The organism is Plantactinospora sp. DSM 117369 (genome assembly GCF_053764795.1).
The window spans coordinates 574,973-597,192 of the sequence record NZ_CM132446.1 but is presented as its reverse complement, the minus strand read 5'-3'; the positions used below and the strand labels follow the sequence as shown (position 1 = coordinate 597,192).

Annotated in this window: 22 protein-coding genes; 11 read left to right on the top strand and 11 right to left on the bottom strand. The window is 72.0% G+C overall.

Annotated elements, in window-relative coordinates:
* Positions 1-11 precede the first annotated feature (11 nt).
* The 3 genes from ACSMXO_RS02765 to ACSMXO_RS02755 form a co-directional block, all read right to left on the bottom strand.
* Entirely contained in the window at positions 12-527 is a 516-nt protein-coding gene (locus ACSMXO_RS02765; RefSeq protein ID WP_455416592.1) for a hypothetical protein, read from the bottom strand.
* A gap of 129 nt (positions 528-656) precedes the next feature.
* Entirely contained in the window at positions 657-1,328 is a 672-nt protein-coding gene (locus tag ACSMXO_RS02760) for a hypothetical protein (RefSeq protein ID WP_455416591.1), read from the bottom strand.
* Between the two features lie 120 nt (positions 1,329-1,448).
* Positions 1,449-2,234 carry a DeoR/GlpR family DNA-binding transcription regulator gene (locus tag ACSMXO_RS02755; protein WP_318396735.1) on the bottom strand — a complete coding sequence of 262 codons (786 nt, stop codon included), beginning with the start codon at positions 2,232-2,234 and terminating at the stop codon, positions 1,449-1,451.
* A gap of 227 nt (positions 2,235-2,461) precedes the next feature.
* On the opposite strand from ACSMXO_RS02755, the gene ACSMXO_RS02750 reads away from it, so the two are divergent.
* From ACSMXO_RS02750 to nagA, 3 genes are all read left to right on the top strand, one after another.
* Complete coding sequence (locus ACSMXO_RS02750) at positions 2,462-3,391, top strand: SIS domain-containing protein (protein ID WP_346261569.1); 930 nt, start codon at positions 2,462-2,464, stop codon at positions 3,389-3,391.
* Entirely contained in the window at positions 3,388-4,329 is a 942-nt protein-coding gene (locus ACSMXO_RS02745) for an ROK family protein (RefSeq protein WP_455416590.1), read from the top strand. The genes ACSMXO_RS02750 and ACSMXO_RS02745 overlap by 4 nt, the downstream gene beginning before the upstream one ends.
* 151 nt (positions 4,330-4,480) lie before the next feature.
* Positions 4,481-5,605, top strand: a complete 1,125-nt coding sequence (gene nagA / locus ACSMXO_RS02740) for an N-acetylglucosamine-6-phosphate deacetylase (protein WP_346261571.1) — start codon at positions 4,481-4,483, stop codon at positions 5,603-5,605.
* A gap of 42 nt (positions 5,606-5,647) precedes the next feature.
* Here the strand turns inward: nagA and ACSMXO_RS02735 are convergent, their stop codons facing one another.
* The 4 genes from ACSMXO_RS02735 to ACSMXO_RS02720 form a co-directional block, all read right to left on the bottom strand.
* Positions 5,648-6,478 carry a hypothetical protein gene (locus ACSMXO_RS02735; RefSeq protein WP_455416589.1) on the bottom strand — a complete coding sequence of 277 codons (831 nt, stop codon included), beginning with the start codon at positions 6,476-6,478 and terminating at the stop codon, positions 5,648-5,650.
* Between the two features lie 167 nt (positions 6,479-6,645).
* Positions 6,646-7,809 (bottom strand): EI24 domain-containing protein, encoded by a 1,164-nt coding sequence (locus ACSMXO_RS02730; RefSeq protein ID WP_455416588.1) that lies wholly within the window; start codon positions 7,807-7,809, stop codon positions 6,646-6,648.
* Positions 7,810-8,145: 336 nt separating this feature from the next.
* Positions 8,146-10,218 (bottom strand): LamG-like jellyroll fold domain-containing protein, encoded by a 2,073-nt coding sequence (locus ACSMXO_RS02725; protein ID WP_455416587.1) that lies wholly within the window; start codon positions 10,216-10,218, stop codon positions 8,146-8,148.
* Between the two features lie 107 nt (positions 10,219-10,325).
* Positions 10,326-10,601 (bottom strand): DivIVA domain-containing protein, encoded by a 276-nt coding sequence (locus tag ACSMXO_RS02720; protein WP_455419155.1) that lies wholly within the window; start codon positions 10,599-10,601, stop codon positions 10,326-10,328.
* Here ACSMXO_RS02720 and ACSMXO_RS02715 point away from each other — a divergent pair.
* The 3 genes from ACSMXO_RS02715 to ACSMXO_RS02705 all read left to right on the top strand — a co-directional run bounded on the left by ACSMXO_RS02715 (position 10,503) and on the right by ACSMXO_RS02705 (position 13,174).
* Positions 10,503-10,931, top strand: coding sequence for a type I restriction-modification enzyme R subunit C-terminal domain-containing protein (locus ACSMXO_RS02715; protein WP_455419154.1), 429 nt, complete (start codon positions 10,503-10,505; stop codon positions 10,929-10,931). The two genes, ACSMXO_RS02720 and ACSMXO_RS02715, sit on opposite strands and share 99 nt — an antisense overlap.
* Before the next feature lie 436 nt (positions 10,932-11,367).
* Positions 11,368-12,051 carry a dihydrofolate reductase family protein gene (locus tag ACSMXO_RS02710; protein WP_455416586.1) on the top strand — a complete coding sequence of 228 codons (684 nt, stop codon included), beginning with the start codon at positions 11,368-11,370 and terminating at the stop codon, positions 12,049-12,051.
* 157 nt (positions 12,052-12,208) lie between these two features.
* On the top strand, positions 12,209-13,174 hold the full coding sequence (locus ACSMXO_RS02705; RefSeq protein WP_455416585.1) for a DUF3105 domain-containing protein: 966 nt from the start codon (positions 12,209-12,211) through the stop codon (positions 13,172-13,174).
* Positions 13,175-13,228: 54 nt separating this feature from the next.
* On the opposite strand, the gene ACSMXO_RS02700 is transcribed toward ACSMXO_RS02705, so the two are convergent.
* Positions 13,229-14,374, bottom strand: a complete 1,146-nt coding sequence (locus ACSMXO_RS02700; RefSeq protein ID WP_455416584.1) for a hypothetical protein — start codon at positions 14,372-14,374, stop codon at positions 13,229-13,231.
* Positions 14,375-14,543: 169 nt separating this feature from the next.
* Here ACSMXO_RS02700 and ACSMXO_RS02695 point away from each other — a divergent pair, with 169 nt between their 5' ends.
* Positions 14,544-14,894 carry an ArsR/SmtB family transcription factor gene (locus ACSMXO_RS02695; protein WP_346261587.1) on the top strand — a complete coding sequence of 117 codons (351 nt, stop codon included), beginning with the start codon at positions 14,544-14,546 and terminating at the stop codon, positions 14,892-14,894.
* The gene (locus ACSMXO_RS02690; RefSeq protein ID WP_346261588.1) at positions 14,878-15,354 is read left to right on the top strand and encodes an SRPBCC domain-containing protein; all 477 of its coding nucleotides are present in this window, start codon (positions 14,878-14,880) and stop codon (positions 15,352-15,354) included. The genes ACSMXO_RS02695 and ACSMXO_RS02690 overlap by 17 nt, the downstream gene beginning before the upstream one ends.
* A 63-nt stretch (positions 15,355-15,417) precedes the next feature.
* Here the strand turns inward: ACSMXO_RS02690 and ACSMXO_RS02685 are convergent, their stop codons facing one another.
* Positions 15,418-15,669 (bottom strand): hypothetical protein, encoded by a 252-nt coding sequence (locus tag ACSMXO_RS02685; protein ID WP_346261589.1) that lies wholly within the window; start codon positions 15,667-15,669, stop codon positions 15,418-15,420.
* Positions 15,670-15,985: 316 nt separating this feature from the next.
* The gene (locus ACSMXO_RS02680; RefSeq protein ID WP_455416583.1) at positions 15,986-16,738 is read right to left on the bottom strand and encodes a phosphatase PAP2 family protein; all 753 of its coding nucleotides are present in this window, start codon (positions 16,736-16,738) and stop codon (positions 15,986-15,988) included.
* 95 nt (positions 16,739-16,833) lie between these two features.
* Here ACSMXO_RS02680 and ACSMXO_RS02675 point away from each other — a divergent pair, with 95 nt between their 5' ends.
* Positions 16,834-18,090, top strand: a complete 1,257-nt coding sequence (locus ACSMXO_RS02675) for a DUF4032 domain-containing protein (protein WP_455416582.1) — start codon at positions 16,834-16,836, stop codon at positions 18,088-18,090.
* 19 nt (positions 18,091-18,109) lie between these two features.
* Here ACSMXO_RS02675 and ACSMXO_RS02670 read toward each other — a convergent pair whose 3' ends face one another.
* A complete protein-coding gene (locus tag ACSMXO_RS02670) occupies positions 18,110-20,074 on the bottom strand; it encodes an NAD-binding protein (protein ID WP_455416581.1) in 1,965 nt (654 codons plus the stop codon).
* A gap of 116 nt (positions 20,075-20,190) precedes the next feature.
* Between ACSMXO_RS02670 and ACSMXO_RS02665 the strand changes: the two genes are divergently transcribed.
* Together ACSMXO_RS02665 and ACSMXO_RS02660 are read left to right on the top strand one after the other, a co-directional pair.
* Complete coding sequence (locus tag ACSMXO_RS02665; protein WP_455416580.1) at positions 20,191-20,691, top strand: MSMEG_6728 family protein; 501 nt, start codon at positions 20,191-20,193, stop codon at positions 20,689-20,691.
* The gene (locus ACSMXO_RS02660) at positions 20,691-22,169 is read left to right on the top strand and encodes an FAD-dependent oxidoreductase (RefSeq protein WP_455416579.1); all 1,479 of its coding nucleotides are present in this window, start codon (positions 20,691-20,693) and stop codon (positions 22,167-22,169) included. Before ACSMXO_RS02665 ends, ACSMXO_RS02660 begins: the two co-directional genes overlap by 1 nt.
* Positions 22,170-22,220 lie beyond the last annotated feature (51 nt).

Below are 22,220 nucleotides of genomic sequence, written 5' to 3'. Positions count from 1 at the left end.
CCGCCGAACGCTCAGAACGTGCTGATGTCGAACCGGGTGGCCCGGGCGCTCACCGGCCCCCGGCCAGTCTCGTTGCCGTCGATGTCGAGCCCCCGGTACGTGCCCTGGCTGGTCAGCGTGTCGCCGCGTACCTCGGCGTGGTGCAGGGCCCGGACCTCGCCGTTGTAGCGCAGCGGCATCCCCTTCAGGTCGTCCGGCAGCACCTGCCAGAGGGTGAACGTGACGGTACGCCGCCCGGTGGGCTCCCAGCGCCCGGTGGCGATGTGGATCCCCTGGGCGAAGGAGAGGAAGAAGCCGTCCGGCAGGAAGGTGAAGAGTGCCACCTCCTCCTCGTGCGGCAACGTGACGACACCACGCCAGGTACCCACGACCGGGCTGTCCGGCCTCCGGCGGTTCGGTGGGGACGCCTCGGCGGCCCCGCCCGCACCCACCGCCACCCCGCTCGCGGTCACCGCCGCACCGATCGCCACCGCGCCGGCACCGGCGGCACGCCGCAGGAACCGCCTCCGGTCGTCGTGTTCGGTCATCGGAAACACCTCGCCATCACTGATTCGGACTGGACGGGGACGACCGTACGGCGATGCCCGGTTCGTCCACATCGCCCGTTGGTGGCCGGAGCCGCCCTTCCGGCCCGCCGTTCGGCTGAGTCGTTCGGCTTACCGGGCTTCCGCTCTCCACAGCTCCCAGGCCAACCAGGCCGAGCCGATCCCGACGAGCACGCCGTGCGTGATCCGCACCGCAGCGGGCGTGAAGAACTGCGGCAGGAACAGGGCGAACCCCAGCGCGAACGGGATCCCGCTGTAGCGGGTCAGCGTCCCCGACCGCCAGACCGCCACCGCGGCCAGCACCGCGCCGATGCCCAGCGCCAGCAGTCCGATCCCGAAGGTGGTACTCGCGACCGGACTGAAGCGTACGGTCTCGACCACGGCGAGCAGGTCGAACCGCTGACCCTCGGCGGCCTCGCGGGCGAGGGCGTTCAGGCCGAAGTCTTCGGCGCCGTAGTACGGCAGGACCAGCCCCGCGCCGATCCACCCGGTCAGCATCGCGGCGACCGCCGGCCGTTCGCCCGGGGTGCTGTCGACCGCTCTGCGCAGCGCGAGGAGCCCGAGCGGCAGCAGGATGAAACCGATCATGGCGAACAGGTGCGAGGCCACCCACGCGGTGGAGCTCATCGCGGCGATCGCCCCGGCCGGGGTGGATTCGTCGTCCCAGGGCCGGATGGCCGGATAGAGGACGAACAGGGCACCGGCGGCGGCGAACAGGAGAGCGCCGGGCCGGGTACGGGGGGCGGCAGGTGTCGAGGTCGCCGTGAATCGAGGATGCTTCATAGCCGTAAAGCTAATGAGCTTAGCTTCACGGTGTCAAGTACCCAGCGAGATCGACCATGTGGTGACGTCCGGCCAGGTCAGGCCGGCAGAGGCCCGCGCCCCGTGCTGGGCGGCGGTGGGTCAGGCGCAGACGACGTTGACGCCCGCGTCCCGGAACGCCTGCACCGTCACCGGGTCCGCACCGGAGTCGGTGACCAGGGTCTCGACCCGCTCGATCGGGCAGATCCGGGCGAAGGCGTGCCCGCCCAGCTTGGACGAGTCGGCGATGATCACGACTCGCTTGGCCCGGGCCACCATCAGGTTGTTCATCGACGCCTCGCCCTCGTGGTGCGCCGCCGCGCCGAGCTGCACGTCGATGGCGTCCACCCCGAGCAGTGCCACGTCCAGGGTGACCTCGCGGAGCAGCGCGCCGCCGAGCGGGCCGACCAGCTCGAAGGACTGCGGCCGGACCACGCCGCCGGCCACCACGATTTTCATCCGGGACCGGACCAGCAGCTCGTTGGCGATGTTCAGCGCGTTGGTCACCACGGTCAACTGGGCGCCGTCGGCGCTGCTGTTCAGGTCGGGCCGGACGGCCAGCCCCCGGGCCACCTCGGTGGTGGTGGTGCCGCCGTTGAGCCCGACCACCATGCCCGGGGCGACCAGGGCGGCGGCGGCGGCGCCGATCCGCTGCTTCTCCGCCGAGTGCTTGGCGGTCTTGTAGCGCAGCGGAAGGTCGTACGAGACGCCGTTGGCGACCGCGCCGCCCCGGGTACGCGTGATCATCTGCTGTTGGGCGAGCTGGTCGAAGTCGCGCCGGATGGTCGCCTGCGAGACGTCCAGCCGGGCGGCGGCGTCCTCCACACTCACCCGACCGGTGTCGGTCAGCAGTTCGAGCAGCGCGTTCCATCTGGCGTAGCGGTCCACCCGGGCCTCCAGCTGCGTACGATGCGGAGATTCCGTGCACAATAGTGCGCGAAACGCGCAGCCGCAAAACCATGTTCTGCGCAAAGCTGCGCGCGGTTGCCACGACCGTTATGTTTCGCGCAGAATAACGCGCGAAAGATCGTCAAACCGAGCCGTATTGCGCAGGCCGGTCCGCCGCCACATGGCGCCGCCCCGCCGGTGCGGTCTCCCGCCTGCGAGGAGCTGAGATGGGCCACGTCGACGCGGAGATCGCCAGTCAACCCGAGTGCTGGCGGCAGGCCGCCACGCTGGCCGCCGACTCCACCGGCGCACTGCCCCGGCCCGGCGAACGGGTCGCCGTGGTCGGCTGCGGCACCTCCTGGTTCATGGCGATGGCGTACGCCGGGCTGCGCGAGCGCGCCGGGCACGGCGAGACCGACGCCTTCCAGGCCTCCGAGTTCCCGCTCGACCGCCGGTACGACCGGGTCGTGGTGATCACCCGGTCCGGTACCACCACGGAGGTGCTGGACGTCCTCTCCGCGCTGGGCGGGCGCCGGCCGAGCACCGTGATCGTCGGCGACCCCGGCTCGCCGGCCGTGGACCTCGCCGAGCAGGCCGTCGCGATGCCCTTCGCCGACGAGCGCTCGGTGGTACAGACCCGGTTCGCCACCAGCGCCCTGGCCCTGCTCCGGGCCCACCTCGGCACCGGGATCACCGCGCTGGCCGCCGACGCCGAGGTGGCGGTACGCGCCCCGCTGCCGTTCGACCCTGCCCGGGTGGAGCAGATCACCTTCCTCGGCAAGGGCTGGACGGTCGGGATCGCCCACGAGGCGGCGCTCAAGTGCCGCGAGGCGGCCACCGCCTGGGCCGAGGCGTACCCGGCGATGGACTACCGGCACGGCCCGATCTCGATCGCCGCACCCGGCCGGGTGGTCTGGGCGTTCGGCGAGATCCCCGACGGGCTGGCCGAGGACATCGCGGCCACCGGGGCGGCGTTCGTGCACAGCCGGACCAACGGCGTACACGCGGTGATCGGGGGCTGGGCCGCGGGCCGGCCGCCGCTGGACCCGATGGCCGACCTGATCCTCGCGCAGCGCTTCGCCGTCGCTCTGGCCAAGGGGCGCGGCCTCGACCCGGACGCGCCCCGGCACCTCACCCGGTCCGTGGTTCTCGCATGACCGACCCCGCCCCGGCACCGGCCGGAGACGTGGTCGTCGCGCTCGACGTCGGCGGGACCGGGATGAAGTGCGCCCTGGTCCGACCGGACGGGCGCGTCGTGCACACCGAACGGCACCACACCCGGGCCGAGCGCGGCCCGGCGGCCGTGGTGCAGAGCATCCTCGACGTCGCCGACGGGCTCGCCGGCAAGGCCCGGTCCGACGGGCTCACCCCGGTCGCGGTCGGGCTCGCCGTGCCGGGGGTGGTCGACGAGACCACCGGCCGGGCGGTCTGGTCGGCCAACCTGGGCTTCCGGGACGTACCCCTGCGGGAGCTGGTCACCGCGCGGCTCGGCCTGCCCGCGGCGCTCGGCCACGACGTGCGGTCCGGCGGGCTCGCCGAGGCCCGGCTCGGCGCCGGGCGGGGCACCCGGCACCTGCTCTTCCTCGCCATCGGCACCGGGATCGCCGCCGCGCACGTGGTCGACGGGTCGGCCTTCGCGGGCGCGCACGGCGCCGCCGGCGAGCTGGGCCACGTCGTGGTACGCCCCGACGGGCCGCGCTGCGGCTGCGGCCGGCTCGGCTGCCTGGAGGCGGTCGCCTCGGCCGCGGCGGTCGGCCGGCGCTACGCGGCGCTGACCGGTGTTCCGGCGACCGCCGCCGAGGTGGTCGCCCGGGTGGCCGGCGGCGAGGAGACCGCGACCCGGGTGTGGCGGGAGACGATCGACGCCCTGGCCGACGGGCTGGCCATCGCCCAGGCGCTCTACGACACCGAGGTCGTCGTGCTCGGCGGCGGGCTGGCCGAGGCCGGCGCCGACCTGCTCGACCCGCTCGGCGTGGCGCTGCGGCAACGACTGACCTTCCAGACCGAGCCCCGGCTGCTGCGCGCGGCCCTCGGCGACGAGGCCGGCTCCCTCGGTGCCGCGCTGCTCGCCCTCGACACCATGAACCGGCCGTGAGCGGGCCACGCCGCCCTGCTCGGCCGGCCCGTCCCGAGCCGTTCCGGCCATCGGCGCGACGCAACGACGACGACATGACCGAGCCTGACGAGATCGTCGATCGGCCCGGTCTGATATGTCATGGCGACGACGAGCGCAGCGAGGAGACGACATGACCGTCCGGGTCAGTGGCAAGGTGGTAACCCCGACCGGCGTGATCCGGCAGGGATGCGTGGAGCTGGACGGTGAACGGATCTCGGCGGTCGCCGAATATCCGTCCATCCAGGACGGGCACTGGGTCGTGCCCGGCTTCGTGGACATGCACAGCCACGGGGGCGGCGGGCACACCTTCACCACCGGGGACGCCGACGAGGCCCGGGCCGCCGCCGCGTTCCACCTCTCGCACGGCACCACCAGCATCCTGGCCAGCCTGGTCAGTTCGCCGTACGAGCTGATGCGGGACGCCACCGAGGCGTTCGCCCCGCTGGTCAAGGAGGGCGTACTCGCCGGCGTCCACTACGAGGGGCCCTATCTGTCCGGGGTACGGTGCGGGGCGCAGAACCCGAAGTTCCTCCGCGACCCGTCCCTGGACGAGCTGACCGAGCTGCTCGCGCTCGGCGACGGTACGGTCCGGATGGTCACCCTCGCTCCCGAGTTGCCCGGCGCGCTGGCCGCGATCGAACTACTCGTCTCCCGGCGGGTCGTCGCGGCGATCGGGCACACCGACGCCACGTACGAGCAGACCGGCGCCGGGGTGCTCGCCGGGGCGACCGTGGCGACCCACCTGTTCAACGGCATGCCCAGCGCGCACCACCGGGAGCCGGGGCCGGTCTTCGCGCTGCTCGGCTCGCCCAACGTGGTCTGCGAACTGGTCGCCGACGGCGTACACCTGCACCACGGCACCCTGGCGTTCGCCGCCGGGGTGGCCGGCCCGGACCGGGCCGCGCTGATCACCGACGCGATGGCCGCCGCCGGGATGCCGGACGGTGAGTACGAACTGGGCGGCCAGCCGGTGGTGGTGGCTGGCGGCACCGTCCGGTTGGCCACCTCGGACTCCTCGCCGGGTGCGATCGCCGGCAGCGTGCTGACCATGGACGCGGCGCTGCGCGCGGCGGTGGCGGCCGGTGTCCCGATGGTGGACGCCTGCCGGATGGCCGCGACCACCCCGGCCCGGGCGATCGGGCTCGGCCAGCGGATCGGCGCGCTGATGCCCGGCTGGCGGGCTGACCTGGTGGTGCTGGACGACGACCTGAACGTCGTCCGGGTGATGCGCGCTGGCGAGTGGGTCGGCGACTGATCCGGCGGCAAGAACGCCACCACGACCGTCGCGCGGTGCGGGCTACGGTTGCAGTTGGGCCAGGGCGGCGACGGCCACGCCGTGCGCCGTCTGCCTCGATGACGCGTCGACGAGTGGGCTGAAGTCGTACTCGAGCAGGTTTCCGCCCTGGAACCAAGCCCGGCCACCGGTGGCGGCCATCCCCACGTAGTCCTGGACGATGCTGTCGTAGCCGCCGTAGCAGAAGAATCCGCCATCCAGCCACACTGGCTCGGGGTGGTACAGCCAGAACTCCTCGTTGATGAAGTACGGCGTGCCGAAGCAGGTCGGCTGGAAGCGGAGCTTGGCTCGGTTGAACGCGTTGACCAGCAGCGTGGTCAGCTCCGCAGTGCTGAACCGGGCCTCGGCCCGGGCGATCAACGCTATCGGCCCGATCGCGCCGAGCAGGATGCCGAGTTGGTTGCGCGCCCCGGTGTTGTCCGCACCGACCCCGCTCCATAGGGCGTCGATCAGGGTCACGCAACTGGTCACGTCCTGCGCCCAGCGCTGCTTGAGGCTGAGCGAGAACTCCGCGATGTCGGCAAACTCGAGTACGTGGTGCCGGACGCACGCCGTCGCCTCGGCCACCGCCAGCGCGTCCGCGTGCGCGATGATCGCGTCCCGGGAGGTGTTGACCGCGCTGATGATCTGCCTGGTCGCCTGCTCGATCGTCATGCCGCCGCTCTGCGAACCCTTGAAATACGAGAATGCGGCCGCCGCGAACTGGATGATCGACGCCACCGTTCCCGGGTCGACCGCCTGGGCCGGCCTGGCCGCGCCCGGCACCAGCACCCCGGTGGCCAGTACGGTGGCGCTGGCGCCCGCCAGCAGCCGCTTCTTCATCCTTGTCACCATCTCGCCCCTCTCCTGGTGCTCCTCGTCCGCGACGAATTGGACTCTGCCGTCGGGCGGAACTCGGCGACAACCGAGGAATCGACGGACGCGAATAGCGTGACAGCGCGCGACGGCGCTGTCTTCGTCAGTGTTGACAATGCGGGCGGCAGGTCGGACCCCCGCTTCTGTCACCTGTGATGAAGATCGGTGCAGTCGCTGGCGCGGTCCCTCCGGGTCACCGCGTCGGCCCGGCGCATCCGGCGGTGCAGCAGTACCGCACCGGTGAAGACCATCGGCGCGACGAGCGCCCGCAGCGGGGTGAACGGCACCCCGAGCAGCAGTCCACTGGTGGCACCGAAGCCGATCACGCTGGCCCGGTGCCGCCAGACCGTCCGGAACTGGCCCCGGAACGTGGACGCCCCGTGGTGGTGCAGCGGGATCGCCAGCATCAGCAGTCCGACCAGGAACCCGTTGAAGATGGCGACCGCGCCGATCGCCACGAACACGTTGAGCCCCGGCACGAGCAGCAGCGGTACGAGCAGCAGCCAGCCGAGCTGGACCACCAGCGTGACCAGGACGGCCTGCCGGATGGCGACCCCGGACGCCCGCCACAGCGAGGGCACCCGGTCGGTGGCGCCGGGATCGACGCCAACGACCGGCTCGACCGGGCCGAGCCGACGCTCCAGCCGGCGGGCGAGCAGCACGTAGCACGGCGCGCCCAGCACGATGCTCAGCGGCAGTACGAGATAACCGAGGGCGAAGTGGATGCCGATCCGTACGCCCCAGAGCAGGATCTCGCCGAGCGTACTGTGAATCCACTGTGGCCACGTCTCGGCGAACGAGGTGAGCCAACCGATCACGGCGGCGGCGCCGGCCTCGACGGCGTGTGCGATGCCGAGCATGACCAGCGCCAGCAGCACGAGCGGGGCCACGGCGTAGGGCCAGAGTGCCGGGCTGCCGAGGAACCGCCCGGCGCCCCGGAAGAAGTAGCCGATCCCGGCAGCGAGGTTCACGATCGGCCGGGTGCCCCGGTGGGCGGCGGTACGCGCCGTCCGGGCCGCTCCGGTCGCCACCGACGCGGCGGTCTGCGCGGCACCGGTGGCGACGACTGCGGCGGTCTGCGCGGCACCGGTGGCCACCGCCCGGCCGGCCTGGCGTAGCGCCTCGGCGTCCGGGACCTGGCGCGGCTTCCACCGTGGTTGCGGCACGACCGGGGTGGGCTCCAGCGGAGCGAGCATCGCCGCCTCGGCGGGGACGACCTGGTGGTCGCCGAGGTCGGCGAACGGGACGGCGGGGTCGTCGGCACCGGCCGGGCGACGTGGGACAGGTCGTTCCGGCTCGGGCGTACGCATGCCGAGGCAACCTTTCGGGCCAACGGGAGAGGGCATGACTGTCGGGGCAGCACAGCCACCCCCTGGTGGTACGGGGTTGGACGCCCGGCCCCGAGTCATCGAGCAGTGTAGTTCCGATCCCGGCGGCTGACATTCCCCTCGTCGGCCGCCGGCTCAGGCTACGAGGAGGAGACGGTGCATCCGGTTGGCCAGCGGAACAAGGCATACGAGCTGGGCGGCCGGCCGGTGGTACGGCCGGTATCCCGATGGTGGACGCCTGCCGGATGTCCGTGACCACCCCGGCCCGGGCGCTCGAGCTCGGTCAGCGGACCGGCGCGCAGGTGCGGGTTTCCAGGTCTAGCGCGGCCCACCCTCGGCACACGGGAACAGATAGAGATCGAAGTAGGCTCCTGCCGGAGAGATGTCGATCGTCTGGCTGGCGCACTGCCCGTCATGGCTGGTCGACACGGTGTAGGTGCCGGCGGGGATGCCGGTGAAGGAGTAGGCCCCGTCGGGACCGGTGGTCAACTCAAGGCCGCCCGGCTCCAACCGCACCGTGGCGCCGGCGACTGGCATGAACGTCCTGACATCGATCACGGTGCCGGAGAGATACGGCTGCCCGAGCACGGTGAACTGCCCGCGGGCCGAGGCGCTGACCCGGTTGCCGTCGTCCACCGCGACCACGTACACCGACCGGTCGCCGATCTGGCTGCCAACATCAAACGTCACCGTCGCCGTGCCACCCGGCTCCGTTGCCGCCACAACGGTGTCCAGCCCGAAGTTGTGGACGCTGTAACGGAACTTCGTCACGTTGGTGTCGCCGCGGGCGTCGAAGACGACGGTGAGCTGGCCGCCGGCATCGGCCACGGCTCCATTGGGGAAGGTGACCGCCGGTTGCAGCGGAACGGCCAGTTCGGCGAGCTTCGCCGGGCTTTCGGGATAGTCGTAGACCCGTACGTCGTCCACCGCGCCGGTGAAGAACCCCTGGTCGCCACCGTTCCACCGGCGCTTGCCGATCGTGGTGTCGGTCGTGGCGTCGAAGCCGCCGATCAGCGTGGCGGTCGTGGTCTGCGCGACCCCGTTGACGTAGAACGTCAGCCTACGCGTCGCCGCCTCGTAGACCCCGGCCAGGTGCGTCCACTTCCCGAGCACCGCGGCGGCGTCGGACGGCACCGAATACACCGCTGGGTCGTCCGCGTCAGCGCCGGTCATCGAGAACCGCCACCGGTCGACGCCGCTCGCATAGCTCAACGAGTACGAGAAGGTGCGCGTGCCGTTCCCCGCCAGCACGACCTGCTCGGCCGGGCCGGCCGGCGAGGTGATCCTGGCCCAGGCGGCCACCGTGAAGTCCGCACCCGTCCGGACCGGCACCGGCGTGCTCTCACCCGGGCGGGTCAGCATCACCGGCCCGGTCACCGTGCCGGCCGCGCTCCCGTCCAGCGCCAACGCCGTACCGACCCCCGACCGTCCCGGCACCCGAGTCGCGGAACCGTCGAGGGCGGCCGTGTTGCCGTGTCCGCTCACGTCGACGGCGTCGCCGCCGGTCTCCTCGAAGGTCCAGTGCCCGGCCGGCCCCCACGGCGCCCGCACCGAGAACGTGTAGATCCGCGCCTGGGTCGAGAACCGGCCGGCGCGATCCATCGACCACACCCGGAGCATGTTGATCCCGTCGCGGGGCGGGGCGACCGTCAACGTGGCCCCGTGGTCGGTCGACCGGGCCGGGATCGTGGTCGTCGGCAGCGTCCCCGAGTCGAAGGTCCAGGCGTACGCCTCGACCTCGTGCGGATCCACCTCGGGCGGCGCAATCTCGAACACCCCCGGCCAGCCGACCGCGCCGTGCGCACCGTCGTCCGGGTAGTCGGTCGACGTCACGTTGCCGGGCATCGGCGGCGGCGTGACGTCGACGGTGAACTCGCAGACCTCCGACCAGGCACCGTATCCGGAGCCGTCGTGGGTGCGCGCCTGCCACACGTACGTGCCACCGTCGTCCAGCTTGCCGGACGGGATCGCCTGCGACACCGTACTCGGGTTCCCAGAAGCCTGCGAAACCTTGTCGACCTCGTTTCGGGAGTCGCCGAGGGGCCACCAGTAGAACCAGGTGGTCAACGACTGCTGCCCGGTGTCCGGATCGGACTGCCGGCCGGCCAGGAACGGGGTCGTGGTCAGCACGTACGGCCGCGCGACTCCGGTCGCGCAGGGCTTACCGTCCGACTTGGGGTCCGCCAGCGCGTTCGGGTTTGCGTTACGGTCGGTCGCGAGGCGCGGCACCGGTTGGTTCGACCGCTCGAACCGATCCTGCGTCGGCGACGCGGCGGCCGGGCCGGCGGGGGCCAGGACCATGCCGGCGATCAGGACGACGGCGATGGTCGGCAGCGCGGAAAGCCGCCAACCGCGGGTGGTGGAGCAAAGGCGGGCACGCCGAGTACGCATGGAACCCCCCGATTGGTGGCTACGCTGAGCTAGCGGACGATGACTGTATCAAGCCCAGAGATCTTGGACAACATCGTTAAGCATCAACAAATCGAGCCCGGTCGCGCTCACCATGGCCCCCGGTTCGGGGTACGCCGGGCCGGATCGACGAACCAGCATCGGGCGTGCCGGGACTGGCACTGTCGCAGCCCATGCCGGATCCGCTCCGCCTCGGCGCGGGCGGCGCTCTCGGCCCGCCGCAGGTCCTCCAGTTCGTCGACGAGGCGGCGCAGGTAGGCGTACACCTGCTCCGGATCGAGGCCGCGCCACCGCGAACGGAACGTGGCCGCACGGACCTGGACCGGCTGGACAGGCTCGCCGAGAGCGGTGTCGGCGACAAGCAGGACATCGAGCAGGCGCGGCGGGCCGCCGAGGGCCTCGGACTCTTCATCCGTGGCCTGGTCGGGCTCGACCGGGAAGCGGCCCGGGAGGCGTTCGGCGAGTTCCTCACCGGCCGTACGCTGAACGCCGCCCAACTCGACTTCGTCAACCTGATGATCGGCGACCTGACCGCGAACGGCGTGATGAAGCCCGAGCGTCTCTACGAGTCCCCGTTCACCGGAGTCGCACCCCGTGGCCCGGAGACCCTCTTCGCTTCCGAGGACGTCGACCGGATCATCACGATTCTCGACTCCGTACGGGCGAGGGCGACGCCGACAACCGAGGTCGCCTAGCGTTCCGGAGGAAGGGCTGGGCACCATCCGGCCCAACCCTGCCCCTCGGTCCAGCGCTGCTGCTCTGGCGTTGCCGTGACGATCCGGCGGCGCCGGGCCAGCATGTAGAGCAGGACGCCGAGCGCGACCGCCGCTGATCGAACCCGGGATGCCCTGGTGAAACCCCCACCACCCGGTAGCGGAACATACTTTGCCCTTGCGCTAAGTATGTCGGCGAACAATACTTAGCCGATTGGCACAGTATGTGGCCTGACAAGCGTCGGCGACCTCACCGGCGAGTTCCCGATGGCCCTTCCCCCGTTCAGCAGGCAGGTACGGGCGCTCGACGCGAACGGCCTGCCGCTGCTCGAGTACGGGTGGGTCGGCGCCGCCCTGGTGGCGGAATGCGAGAGGGCCCGTGCCGGAACACAGGCCAGAGCACAAGGAGGATGACATCATGGGCACGGTCCACATCGACCTGTTCGCGACGCTCGACCTGGTTGGCCAAGCGCCGGGTGATCCCGAGGAGGATCCCGACGGCTTTCCGTTCGGGGGATGGCAGGCGCCCTTGTTCGACGAGACGGTCGGCCGGTACGTCACCGCCGGCATGCAGGGCATGGACGCCCTGCTCCTGGGTCGCAAGACCTACGACATCTTCGCCGCGTTCTGGCCGAACCAGGTCGACGGCGTCGATGGCGGGATCGCCACGCTGTTCAACAGCATCCCGAAGTACGTCGCCTCGCGAGGCAACCCCGATCTGGACTGGGCGGGCTCGACGCGGCTGGGACCCGACCTGGTGGGCGCCGTGCGTGAGCTGCGCGACAAGCACGAGCACGTCCACGTGATCGGAAGCCTGAACCTGGTGCAGACCCTCCTGCACGAGCGCCTCTTCGACCGGCTCAACCTGTGGATTTTCCCCATCGTGCTCGGCATCGGAAAGAAGGTGTTCGACGGCGGTGCGGTGCCTGCCAACTTGACGCTCCTCGAGCCGCCCGTCACCTCGGCCAAGGGCGCTGTGCTCCTGCGTTACGGCCTCGGTGCCGGAACTCCCGTCGGCGGGGACATGCGACGTGAAGACCGCGGCGTCGTGGAGGGAAACAGGGACTCCAGTAACTCCCACTCCTCATCGGACAAGCCGTGACGATTCAGACGAGGTCGTGTAGTCCGCGAACCCGTCGCTCGTCCCGCCCCGCACAGGTGCGGCTCGCGCCCACGCGGCGTGTCCACCGCCGGACCGCCTGCCGATCCCGCCTCGGTACGATCGGATTCCCACCCCCGGCCGGGAGGCGTAGACAGACATGGGCAACCCGGAACCGCCGCAGCCGCAGCAACCCAGTCCGCCGCCGGGCCCGCTGCCCCCGCACCCCGGTTACGCACCACCGCCTGTTTCCCCGCAGCCCGGATATCCGCCAGCACCGGCACCCGCGCAACCCGGCTACGGGCCGGCGCAGCAGCCGCAGCCCGGCTACGGGCCGCCGCAGCAGCCGCAGCCCGGCTACGGGCCGCCGCTCGCTGGCCCCCCGGATTACGGCACGCCGCCGGTGCCGCAGCAGGGCTACGCAGCACCCCAGACCGGGTACGGCCAGCCTTCCGGCCCGCAGCCCGGCCAGCCGCCCGCCCCGCCACCCGGGTACGGACAGCCGGGGTACCCGTACCAGGACGGCCAGCCGGTGCCGGCCGCGAAGGCGGGGCCGCGTACCGGGCTGATCATCGGGATCGTGGCCGGCGGGGTGGCGCTGCTGCTGCTCCTCGTCTGCGGGGTGGGCGCGTTCCTCTGGTACCAGCAGCGGGACGGCGGCAGCGGCGGGGATCTCTCCGCAGTGATCAACTATCGGGAGACGAACCCGGGGGCGCTCTCGCCGGACCACGTCCAGGAGCCGGTCAGCTACCCGATGACCCCGCCGGCCGGCGGACCGCACTTCCAGCGGTGGCAGAACTGCAACGGCGACGTCTACACCGCGCCGATCGAGGACGGCAACGCCGTACACAGCCTGGAACACGGCGCGGTGTGGATCACGTACCGGCCGGGCCTGCCGGCGTCCGATGTGGGCAAGCTCATCGACCGGGTACGCGGGCTGTCGCACATGATGCTGAGCCCGTACCCGGGCCAGTCGGCACCGATTTCGCTCCAGGCCTGGGGCTACCAGCTCACCGTCGACGACGCCGACGACGACGCGATCGCCGCGTTCATCTCCGCCTACCGGCAGACCGCCGCGATCGAGCCCGGGGCGCCCTGCGGCGGCGGGATCACCACCACCCGGTAACGGGGAACCACCCGCGCCGGGGCGGACCAGCCGGGCGGCGTCCCCGAGGCCGTGTCACTGCCGGTCCGGGTCGTCGTCCAGCTCGGTCAGGAGTACCGGCTCGGTGAGCAGGCGGCGCACCCGGGCGGCCCGCTCGGGGTGGTCGAGCCAACGCCGCAGCAGTCGCCAGCCGTGGTAGTAACCGAGGACGTAGACGTTCATCCCGGGGGTGCGGACGAAGTCCAGGGCCCACCTCGCCTCCGCGTCGGTGACCAGGGCCCAACGCGTCAGGTAATCGACGATCTCCGCGTCCGGGCGTCCCTCGGCCGCGAGGAACGCGGCGTTGCCCCAGGCGCCCCAGAGCGCGTTCCGGGCGGCGTGGATCGCGGCGAAGTCGCTGCCGTCCGGGCCGATCCCGAGTGGGCGCAGGACGTTGTCGGTCAGCCACCGCTGTGCCTCGTCGCCGGGAAAGACGATCCCCTGCGCGTGCAGCCCGAGCCCTTCGCTCAGCACGAAGGACGGCGAGATCATGAACCGGACCTGATGCTCCAGAAGGCCGGCCCCCTCGACCAGGTGGATCTCCTTCAGCATGGACTCGGCGATGTGCCCCGGGAACCCCTCGTGCGCGACGACGTACAGCAGGTCGGCGAGGTTGACCGGGACGCTGTCGCAGATGTAGAGCGTCGCTCGCCGTCCGCCCTGGTAATGACCCCGGTGCGGGCCAGGGTCCAGGACGCACTCGACGGCGGTGTCCGCGGGCAGCGGCACGATCGCCTCGGTGCGGGCACGGGTTTCGGCGATGGCGCGGTGCACCAGCTCCGGCAGCCGGTCCGAGCGGTCCGGCGGCAGGGTGTGCGTCCGCTGCCAGCGGTGCAGGCGGGCTGCCAGTGACCCTCCGGCGGGCAGGGCGGCGTCGAGCTGGTCGTGCGCCACCGCGAAAACCGTCTCCGGCTGCCGGGTGGCCGCCACACCGAGACACTGCCTGGCGTACTCCTCCAGCGGCGGACACGCGCCGTCCGCTCCGCCGACCATCGCCCGCATCGCGCGGAGCTGACCGGACAGGTGGGCCGCCCGGCTCCCGACGAAGGGCATCTCGCGCAGCAGGTGTGCGCAGTCCTCGATCAGCTCGGCGGGTGGCCTCGATTGTTTGGCCTCGACCTGGGCGCTCCACTCGGCGGGACCACGGTAGATGAGCACCGTTCCGCCGGTCGAGCTAGTCAACAGTTTGTTGACACGCAATGCCAGGACGGCGAAGGACTGGAGCCACATCTCAGGATCTAGTTGAGTCTGCATGGCTAAACTCTGGCGCGCGACGGCCGGGCACGCAAGAGTCGGTCCTCCGAATACTTTGCCCTTGCACTAAGTGTTTCGGCAGGCAATACTTAGCCGCATGGCACAGTATTCGGCCCAGCTCGACGGTGTGTTCGTCGCCCTGGCCGACCCGACCCGGCGCGACGTCATCCGACGCCTCGGCCGTGGTCCGACGAGCGTCGGTGACCTCGCCCGCGAGTTCCCGATGACCCTTCCCTCGTTCATGAAGCATGTGCGGACGCTCGAGACGAACGGCCTGATCCGCACGGTCAAGTCCGGTCGGGTACGCACCTGCGTGCTCAACCGCGAACGCCTCGCCCTTCTCGACGACTGGCTGGCCGAGCAGCGCCAGATCTGGGAGGAGCGCACCGACCGCCTCGAACGGCTGGTCACCGACCCGGAGGAGAACCACGATGAACCCCGACCTTGACCTCGCCCTGCAGCGGATCATCCGCGCCCCTCGCGCCGTCGTGTGGCGTGCCTGGACCGATCCGTCCCGCTTCGAGAAGTGGTGGCTGCCCGCTCCGACCCTGTGCCGCGTCGACCGCCTGGAGGTCCGGCCCGGTGGCGGGCTGGTGACCCGGATGAGCGACGACGGGGCGGAGTTCGTCCCGCACCTGGACGCGAGCTTCCTCGTCGTCGACGAACTGGAGCGGATCGTCTTCACGAACGCGATCGACAGCGAGTGGCGGCCGAGAAACCCGGCCCCGGTCCCGATGACCGCCGAGATCACCCTGACCGATCATCCAGACGGCACGGAATACCGGGTCCTGCTCCGGCACGGCGATCCCGCCGCCCGCGCCCGCCACGAGGAACTCGGCTTCGCCGAGGGCTGGGGGTCGGTCACCAAGCAACTCGCCGGAATCGCCGAGGGCGAGGCGGCACGATGAAGCGCGACATTCGTCTGGTCGCCGCCCACGGCAGGCCCGTACCCGACGCCACCGGGCCCTGACTCACTCGCCGTCCCGACTCCGCCCGGCTGCCGCCCGGCGTCGCCGCCACGAACGCGCAGCCAGCCCGATCAGCACTGCGGAGACGAGACCGGGACCACAGTGGACCAGGAGTACCCCGGCCAGGCTCGGCCCGCCCCAGTCCTGCCGGTAGCTGGCGGGATCGGTCATGTCGATCACGAACGGCTCGGCAACGGCACGAACGATCAGATAGAGCCCGAACAGGATTCCGACGGCGGCGAGAGCCTTCTTCATGCGCCTGACGTTAGGAGACAGAGGTCTGCATCCGCGTCACCCGTCAGTAGCATCACTGGCCTCGTACCAGGAGGGTATGCCCTGGCTCCGGGCGAAGTCCGGGGTGCGGCGCCCCAGGGGGTAGACGTGGCCGCACCGTGCGCGGCGGCCGCCGGCGGCCCGGCATCTGCGATGCGGCGGTGATACCACCGAGTCATCATGATGACTGGGTGGTATCACGCTCGCCAGACATATCAGTGTCCTCCAGGCGACCGGTTCGGGGGTATTGGCCGGGGCCGACGGCGGGCACGGCGAAACCGGCGAAAGTGGGAACAACCTAGAGGTCGTCGGTGAACACTCCGCGTCGATGCACCCCACCGGGCAGGGCCGGCAGCGGTACGTCGTCCCACGGCACCCGGCCGAGCAGCCGGCCGAGGAAGAGCCCGAGCAGCAGCCCGGCGACCGAGTCGGTGATCCAGTGCCAGCCCAGGTAGGTGGTGGTGCAGAAGACGATGACCGGGGGCGCCAGCCGGATCACGGCGTACAGCCCGGGCGGGGCGTCGGGCCGGCCGAGCGTACGCAGCAGCGCGCCGAGCAGCAGCGCGATCGCCGCGTACCAGACGATGGCGTTCGCCACATGCCCCGACGGGTACGCCGTGCCGTCCACCGGGTCGCTGAACAGCTTCTCCGGGTGCGCCAGCGCGAAGTTGTGCGGATAGCCCCGGTCCAGCCACAGCTTCAGCGGGCCGATGGTGAACGAGGTCAGCACGAACGCGCCGATCGGCACCAGCAGCGGTCGGACCGACCGGGTACGCCAGCCGACCAGCACCGCCAGCCCGAACGCGATCGGCATCAGGAACCAGCCGCCCTGGCCCAGCGAGTTGAAGACCCGGGCCACCCAGTACGCCGGCCCCGGCCGGTGCGCGTCGACCCAGTCCCGCACCGCCAGGTCGAGCCCGAGCAACTGGCCGGCGGCGAGCGCGCCGGTCAACGCGACCACCGCCGCGACCAGTACGCCGTCCAGCCACCAGCCGGCCGGACGGACGGGGCGCAGCCGCAGCGGTCGGCGTACCGTCGTGGTCTCCCGCATACCCGACCACGCTACCGGGCCGGCGCTCCAAAGCCGGCGCAGGACGGCGGCCGGCCGGTTTCCGTCCACTGACGCGCCGTGACGGCCGGCGATGTGTGCCCGCACACGTGAGGCGGCGCGCGGCGGCCCGGACCGGCATGCTTGGTGCCGTGCGGATCACCTCGGCCCTCGTCGACCCGGCGCTGCTCGACCTTCCCTGGTCGACTCCGCTGGAGCAGTGGCCCGCCGACCAGTTGGTGGCGCTACCTCAGGGAATTTCCCGGCATATCGTGCGATTCGTCCGCCTCGCCGGCACCGTGTACGCGGTCAAGGAGACCGGCGAACGGGTGGCCGAGCGGGAGTACGACCTGCTCCGCTCGCTGGAGCGGATCGACTTCCCGTCCGTGCAGGCGGTCGCGATCGTCGCTGACCGGCAGGACGAGCGGGGCGAGCCGCTCGACCCGGTGCTGATCACCCGGCACCTCCAGTTCTCCCTTCCCTACCGGGCGCTCTTCTCGCACACGCTGCGTCCCGAGACGCTGAACCGGCTGCTCGACGCGCTGGCCGCGCTGATCGTCCGGATGCACCTGACCGGCTTCTTCTGGGGCGACTGCTCGCTGTCCAACACCCTGTTCCGGCGGGACGCCGGTGCGTTCGCCGCCTATCTGGTCGACGCCGAGACCGGCGCGCTGCACCCCCGGCTGTCCAACGGGCAGCGGGACGAGGACCTGGAGATCGCCCGGGTCAACATCTTCGGCGAGGCGCTGGACCTGGAGGCCGCCGGGCTGCTGCACCCCTCGATCGACCCGGAGGTCGTCTGCGAGGAGGTGGTCCAGCGCTACCAGCGGCTGTGGCACGAGATCACCTATGAGCAGCAGATCGAGCAGGAGGCCCGGCACGACATCGAGGGCCGGATCCGCCGGCTCAACGAACTCGGCTTCGACGTCGCCGAGGTGGCGATGTCGGTGGTGGACAACGGCCGCTACCTGGTCCGGCCCAAGGTGGTCGACGCCGGCTACCACAGCCGCCGGCTGCTCCGGCTGACCGGGCTGGACGCCGAGGAGAACCAGGCCCGGCGGCTCCTCAACGACCTGGACACCTACCGGGCCGAGAGCGACCTCACCGACGAGCAACAGGCGGCGCACCGCTGGCTGACCGAGGTCTTCGAACCGGTGGTCCGGGCGGTGCCGGCACACCTGCGCGGAAAGCTCGAACCGGCCGAACTCTTCGTGCAGGTCATCGAGCACCGCTGGCGGCTCTCCGAACGGGCCGGCCGGGACGTCGGGCTGGCCCCGGCCGTGCAGTCGTTCCTCGCCGACGAGCTGGTGCACCGCCCCGACGAGCAAGCCGTACTCGGCATCGAGGTGAGCTGACCCTCAGGATCACCGGGGTCTAGTGCGGGGGATCGGGCCGGCGGGCCGGTGGCGGACTCGGCTGGCTCCGCCGAGCCGGACGACCCGGCTGACCCCGGCTGCCCGCCCGCCCCGGCTGGCCGGACTGCCGGGGTACGGTCCGCCGGCTGGGCCGGCTCGGGTCCGACGACCGGCCCGCCGGTTCACCCGACCGGCCCGCCGGTCCCCCACTCTGCTCGGGCGGCGGTGGCAGCGGGGTACTCGCCTCTCTGAGCAGCCGGTTCAGTCCGGCCCGCCGGACCACCACGGTCAACACGTCCCCGGGCCGGAGCTGGTGCCCCGGCGGCGGGGACCACTCGGAGCGCCGCTGGCCGGCACCGGTCAGCGCGATCACCCGGACCCACTCCGCCTGGCTGACCACCCGGAGTTCCTGCCCGGCCAGTGCCGCGCCGGGCGCGATCGGCACCTCCGCGACCAGCAGCGCGTGCCGGGCCACCGGGATGGTCGCGATCACCGCCCGGTTGAGCAGGGCCGCCGAGAACGACGGCGCGGCGAGGTAGGAGACGCTGCGGGACACCCCGATCCGGAAGGTCTTCTGGATCCGCTGCGCGAAGTCGCCGTCGAAGAGCCGCAGCACCACCCGCAGGTCAGCCCGGAGCGCCCGGGCGTTCAGCGCCGCCTGGAGGTTGGTCACGTCGTCGGTGGAGACCACCACCAGGGCCTGGGCGGTACCCACCGAGGCGGTGTCCAGGGTCTCCTCCCGGGCGGCGTCCCCGACGATCAGCGGGATGTTCAGCCGCCGGGCGACCGCCGCGCCCCGGGCCTCCGGGTCCTTGTCGATGGCGACCACCTCGACGCCGAGGTCGTTGAGCTGCCACATCACCCGGGTACCGACGTTGCCCAGGCCGACCACCACGACGTGCCCGTTGCGCTCGCTCGGCAGCAGGCCGGCATCCAGCGCCAGCCGGGCCTTGACGATCCCGTCCACCACCGCAGCGGTGATCAGCGGGATCAGCGCCAATCCGGCCAGGTTCAGCACCACCTGGAGGACCTGGGCCGCCGCGCCCTTGTGCACGTCCGGATCGGCGCCGACGATAGTGGTCACCATCGTCAGGTAGATCGCGTTTCCGATGCTGGTGTCCTCGGCGAAGGAGAGCAGGAAGCCGAGCACCACCACCACGATCAGCACCGCGATGGTGGCCATCCCGATCTTTCGGGTGGCGAACGAGCGCACCGCCCGGAGCAGTACCGAGGTGCGGCGCCGCCCCGGCCGCTGAGTGCGCAGCAGCCGCCGCCGGGTGGCCTGCTCGGTGCCGACCTGGCCGACCGCCTCGGCGAGTACCAGGTCGGCGTCCGCCGGATCGGCGGGCAGCACCACCGGGTGGTGCGGGTCCCGGGTGTCGGCCAGGCCGCAGACCACCTGCTCCGGCCGGACCTCGGCGCGGGGCGCGACGAAGAGGGTACGGCCGCCGTGCCGGAAGTACGACGGTGCGACCTCGCCGAGCGCCGCCGCGACGAACGCGGGCGCGGCCATCGAGGCGTCGGAGAGTACGGCGCTGTTCGGGAAGAGCTGGCGGATGCCGTTGCCGAGGCTCATGTTGAACATCCGCAGCACCACCCGGAGGTCCGGTTCGACCTCCTGGGCGCAGAGGGCCGCGTGGATGTTGCCCACGTCGTCCTGGTGCAGCAGCGCCAGACCGGTCGCCCCGACCAGCCCGGCCGTCTTGAACGTCTCCTCGTCGAGCCGGTCCGACTGGATCACCCGGACGCCCCGGATCGACCGGATGTCCGGCCCGTCCGGCCGGCGGCGATACGGCACGATAACGGTCACCCGTACGCCGCTGCTCTGCGGATCGTTGCCCAGCAACTCGCTGACGAGGTGGACCGCGAGGGCGTCCTGGCCGCACACCACGTAGTGCGGGCGGTGGTCCCCGTTGGTCCGCAGGCCGTCCCGCAACCGGGTCTCGAAAGCGCGCCGGGCCCGGGTCCGCCAGAGATCCGCCATGCCCGGATGGTAGTCACTGTGATCAGTGCTCGGGAGCCGCCCGGAAACCGGACGGGGCAGCCCAATCACCCAGCGTGTCGAAGAATGGAAGCTGCGGTCACGGGTAGTGCACCCCGGTGCAGACCTTCCTGCCATATCCGGACTTCGGGCAGACCGCCCGGAGCCTGGACCAGCGCCGGCTGGGCAAGCAGCGGGTCGAGGCGATCCAGGTGCTGCGCGGCCTGGTCCGCCCCGGCTACGGCTGGCGGCACCACCCGGCGGTGAAGATGTGGGCCGGCTACGAGGAGGCGCTGGTCCGGTACGGCCTGGACGTCTGCGCCGAGTGGGTCTCGACCGGCCGGGCCGACACCTGCGCCGGCACGCTCGTCGCCGACCTCGCCGCCGGCTGCGGCCTGACCCGGGTACGCCGGCAGGACGAGCTGGCCGCCGCCGGTGAGCTGCCGCCCTGGATCGGCCGGGAGGACCTGCACCTGAGCCACCGCTCGGCACTGCTGCGCAAGAATCCGGTGCACTATGGACCGATCTTCGGCGAGGTGCCGGAGGTGCCGTACGTCTGGCCCTCCTCCGACCGCCCACCGGGCTGCCGGCCGCCGCCTCCGCCGTCCGGACAGTCCTGATGGGACGGTCCCCGCGGCGGGTGCGGCACGACACGGACGCGCTGGTGGTGGGTGGCGGCGTCGCCGGGATCTCGGCGGCGGTCGTGCTCGCCGAGCGCGGTGTCCGGGTCACCGTGCTGGAGGCCCGACCCCGGCTCGGCGGGCGGCTGGACACCCGGCCCGAGACGCTGACCGACGGCACGGTCGCACCGGTCGACCACGGTTTCCACGCCTTCTTCCGGCAGTACCACAACCTGCGCGCGATCCTGCGCCGGATCGATCCGGCGCTCACCCTGCTCCGGCCGGTACCCGGTTATCCGGTGCTGCACGCCGACTGGCCAGCCGAGGACTTCGCCCGGCTGCCGGCGAGGCCGCCGTGGAGCCTGTTCGCGCTGCTGGCCCGCAGTCCGAGCCTGCGGCTGCGGGACCTGCGCCGGCTGGACGGCCGGTCGGCCCTGCCGCTGCTGGCCTACCACCCCCGACGCACGTACGCCGAACTCGACCACACCACCGCCGAGGAGCTGCTCGACGCGTTGCGGTTGCCGGACCGGGCCCGGGCGATGCTCTTCGAGGTCTTCTCGCACTCGTTCTTCAACCACGAGGCCGACCTCTCCGCCGCCGAACTGGTCGCCAACTTCCACTTCTATTTCCTCGGCAACCCGGAGGGGCTCGGCTTCGACGCACCGGACCGGGACTACGAGTCGGCGATCTGGCGACCGCTCGCCGGTCACCTGCGCCGGCACGGTGCCCGGATCCTTCTCGGGCGGCCGGTGACGGCGGTGCTGCCCGACGGCGACGGCTGGCGGCTGGAGACCGGCACCGGGGACCAGCACCGGGCCCGCGACCTCGTACTGGCCGTGGACCCGCCGGCCCTGACCGCGCTGCTGGCCGGTTCGCCGGAGCTGGCCGCCCGGGCCCCCGTACTCGCTGGACAGGTGGCCCGGCTCGGCACCGGCCCGCCGTACGCGGTTGCCCGGTACTGGCTGGCCGGCGACGTCGCCGCCGACCGGGCGGTGTTCAGCGGGGTATCCCGGCAACCCACCCTGGACTCGGTGACCCTCTACCACCGGCTGGAGGCGCAGGCACGCGACTGGGCCGCCCGGACCGGCGGTGCGGTGCTGGAGCTGCACGCGTACGCCTGCCCGGACGGCGTACCCGCGCCGGAGCTGGCCCGGCGGATGCACGCCGAACTGGTCGGGCTCTGGCCGGAGGTCGCCGGCCTGCCGGTACGCGACCTGCGCTGCCTGGTCGAGCGGCGGGCCCCGGCGTTCCGGCCGGGCTGCTCGGCCGACCGCCCCGGCGTGCTCACCGACGCGGACCGGCTCTATCTGGCCGGCGACGGCATCCGCACCGAGTTGCCCAGCGCGCTGCTGGAGCGGGCCGCCCTGACCGGGATACTCGCCGCCAACCACATCCTCCGGCGTGCCGGCGCCGCCACCGAACCCGTCCGGACCATCCCCCGGCGCGGCCTGCTGGCCCGCCGCCCACGCCGGCCCTGACCCGGCGCCGTCCCGCCGTCTCCCGCCGCAGCGGGGGGTTCGGTGCCGCGT

Coding starts and splice junctions, on each gene's coding strand:
- ACSMXO_RS02765 (WP_455416592.1), bottom strand. CDS start 527: ATGACCGAACACGACGACCGGAGGCGGTTCCTGCGGCGTGCCGCCGGT.
- ACSMXO_RS02760 (WP_455416591.1), bottom strand. CDS start 1,328: ATGAAGCATCCTCGATTCACGGCGACCTCGACACCTGCCGCCCCCCGT.
- ACSMXO_RS02750 (WP_346261569.1), top strand. CDS start 2,462: ATGGGCCACGTCGACGCGGAGATCGCCAGTCAACCCGAGTGCTGGCGG.
- ACSMXO_RS02745 (WP_455416590.1), top strand. CDS start 3,388: ATGACCGACCCCGCCCCGGCACCGGCCGGAGACGTGGTCGTCGCGCTC.
- nagA (WP_346261571.1), top strand. CDS start 4,481: ATGACCGTCCGGGTCAGTGGCAAGGTGGTAACCCCGACCGGCGTGATC.
- ACSMXO_RS02735 (WP_455416589.1), bottom strand. CDS start 6,478: ATGGTGACAAGGATGAAGAAGCGGCTGCTGGCGGGCGCCAGCGCCACC.
- ACSMXO_RS02730 (WP_455416588.1), bottom strand. CDS start 7,809: ATGCGTACGCCCGAGCCGGAACGACCTGTCCCACGTCGCCCGGCCGGT.
- ACSMXO_RS02725 (WP_455416587.1), bottom strand. CDS start 10,218: ATGCGTACTCGGCGTGCCCGCCTTTGCTCCACCACCCGCGGTTGGCGG.
- ACSMXO_RS02710 (WP_455416586.1), top strand. CDS start 11,368: ATGGGCACGGTCCACATCGACCTGTTCGCGACGCTCGACCTGGTTGGC.
- ACSMXO_RS02705 (WP_455416585.1), top strand. CDS start 12,209: ATGGGCAACCCGGAACCGCCGCAGCCGCAGCAACCCAGTCCGCCGCCG.
- ACSMXO_RS02695 (WP_346261587.1), top strand. CDS start 14,544: ATGGCACAGTATTCGGCCCAGCTCGACGGTGTGTTCGTCGCCCTGGCC.
- ACSMXO_RS02690 (WP_346261588.1), top strand. CDS start 14,878: ATGAACCCCGACCTTGACCTCGCCCTGCAGCGGATCATCCGCGCCCCT.
- ACSMXO_RS02685 (WP_346261589.1), bottom strand. CDS start 15,669: ATGAAGAAGGCTCTCGCCGCCGTCGGAATCCTGTTCGGGCTCTATCTG.
- ACSMXO_RS02680 (WP_455416583.1), bottom strand. CDS start 16,738: ATGCGGGAGACCACGACGGTACGCCGACCGCTGCGGCTGCGCCCCGTC.
- ACSMXO_RS02670 (WP_455416581.1), bottom strand. CDS start 20,074: ATGGCGGATCTCTGGCGGACCCGGGCCCGGCGCGCTTTCGAGACCCGG.
- ACSMXO_RS02660 (WP_455416579.1), top strand. CDS start 20,691: ATGGGACGGTCCCCGCGGCGGGTGCGGCACGACACGGACGCGCTGGTG.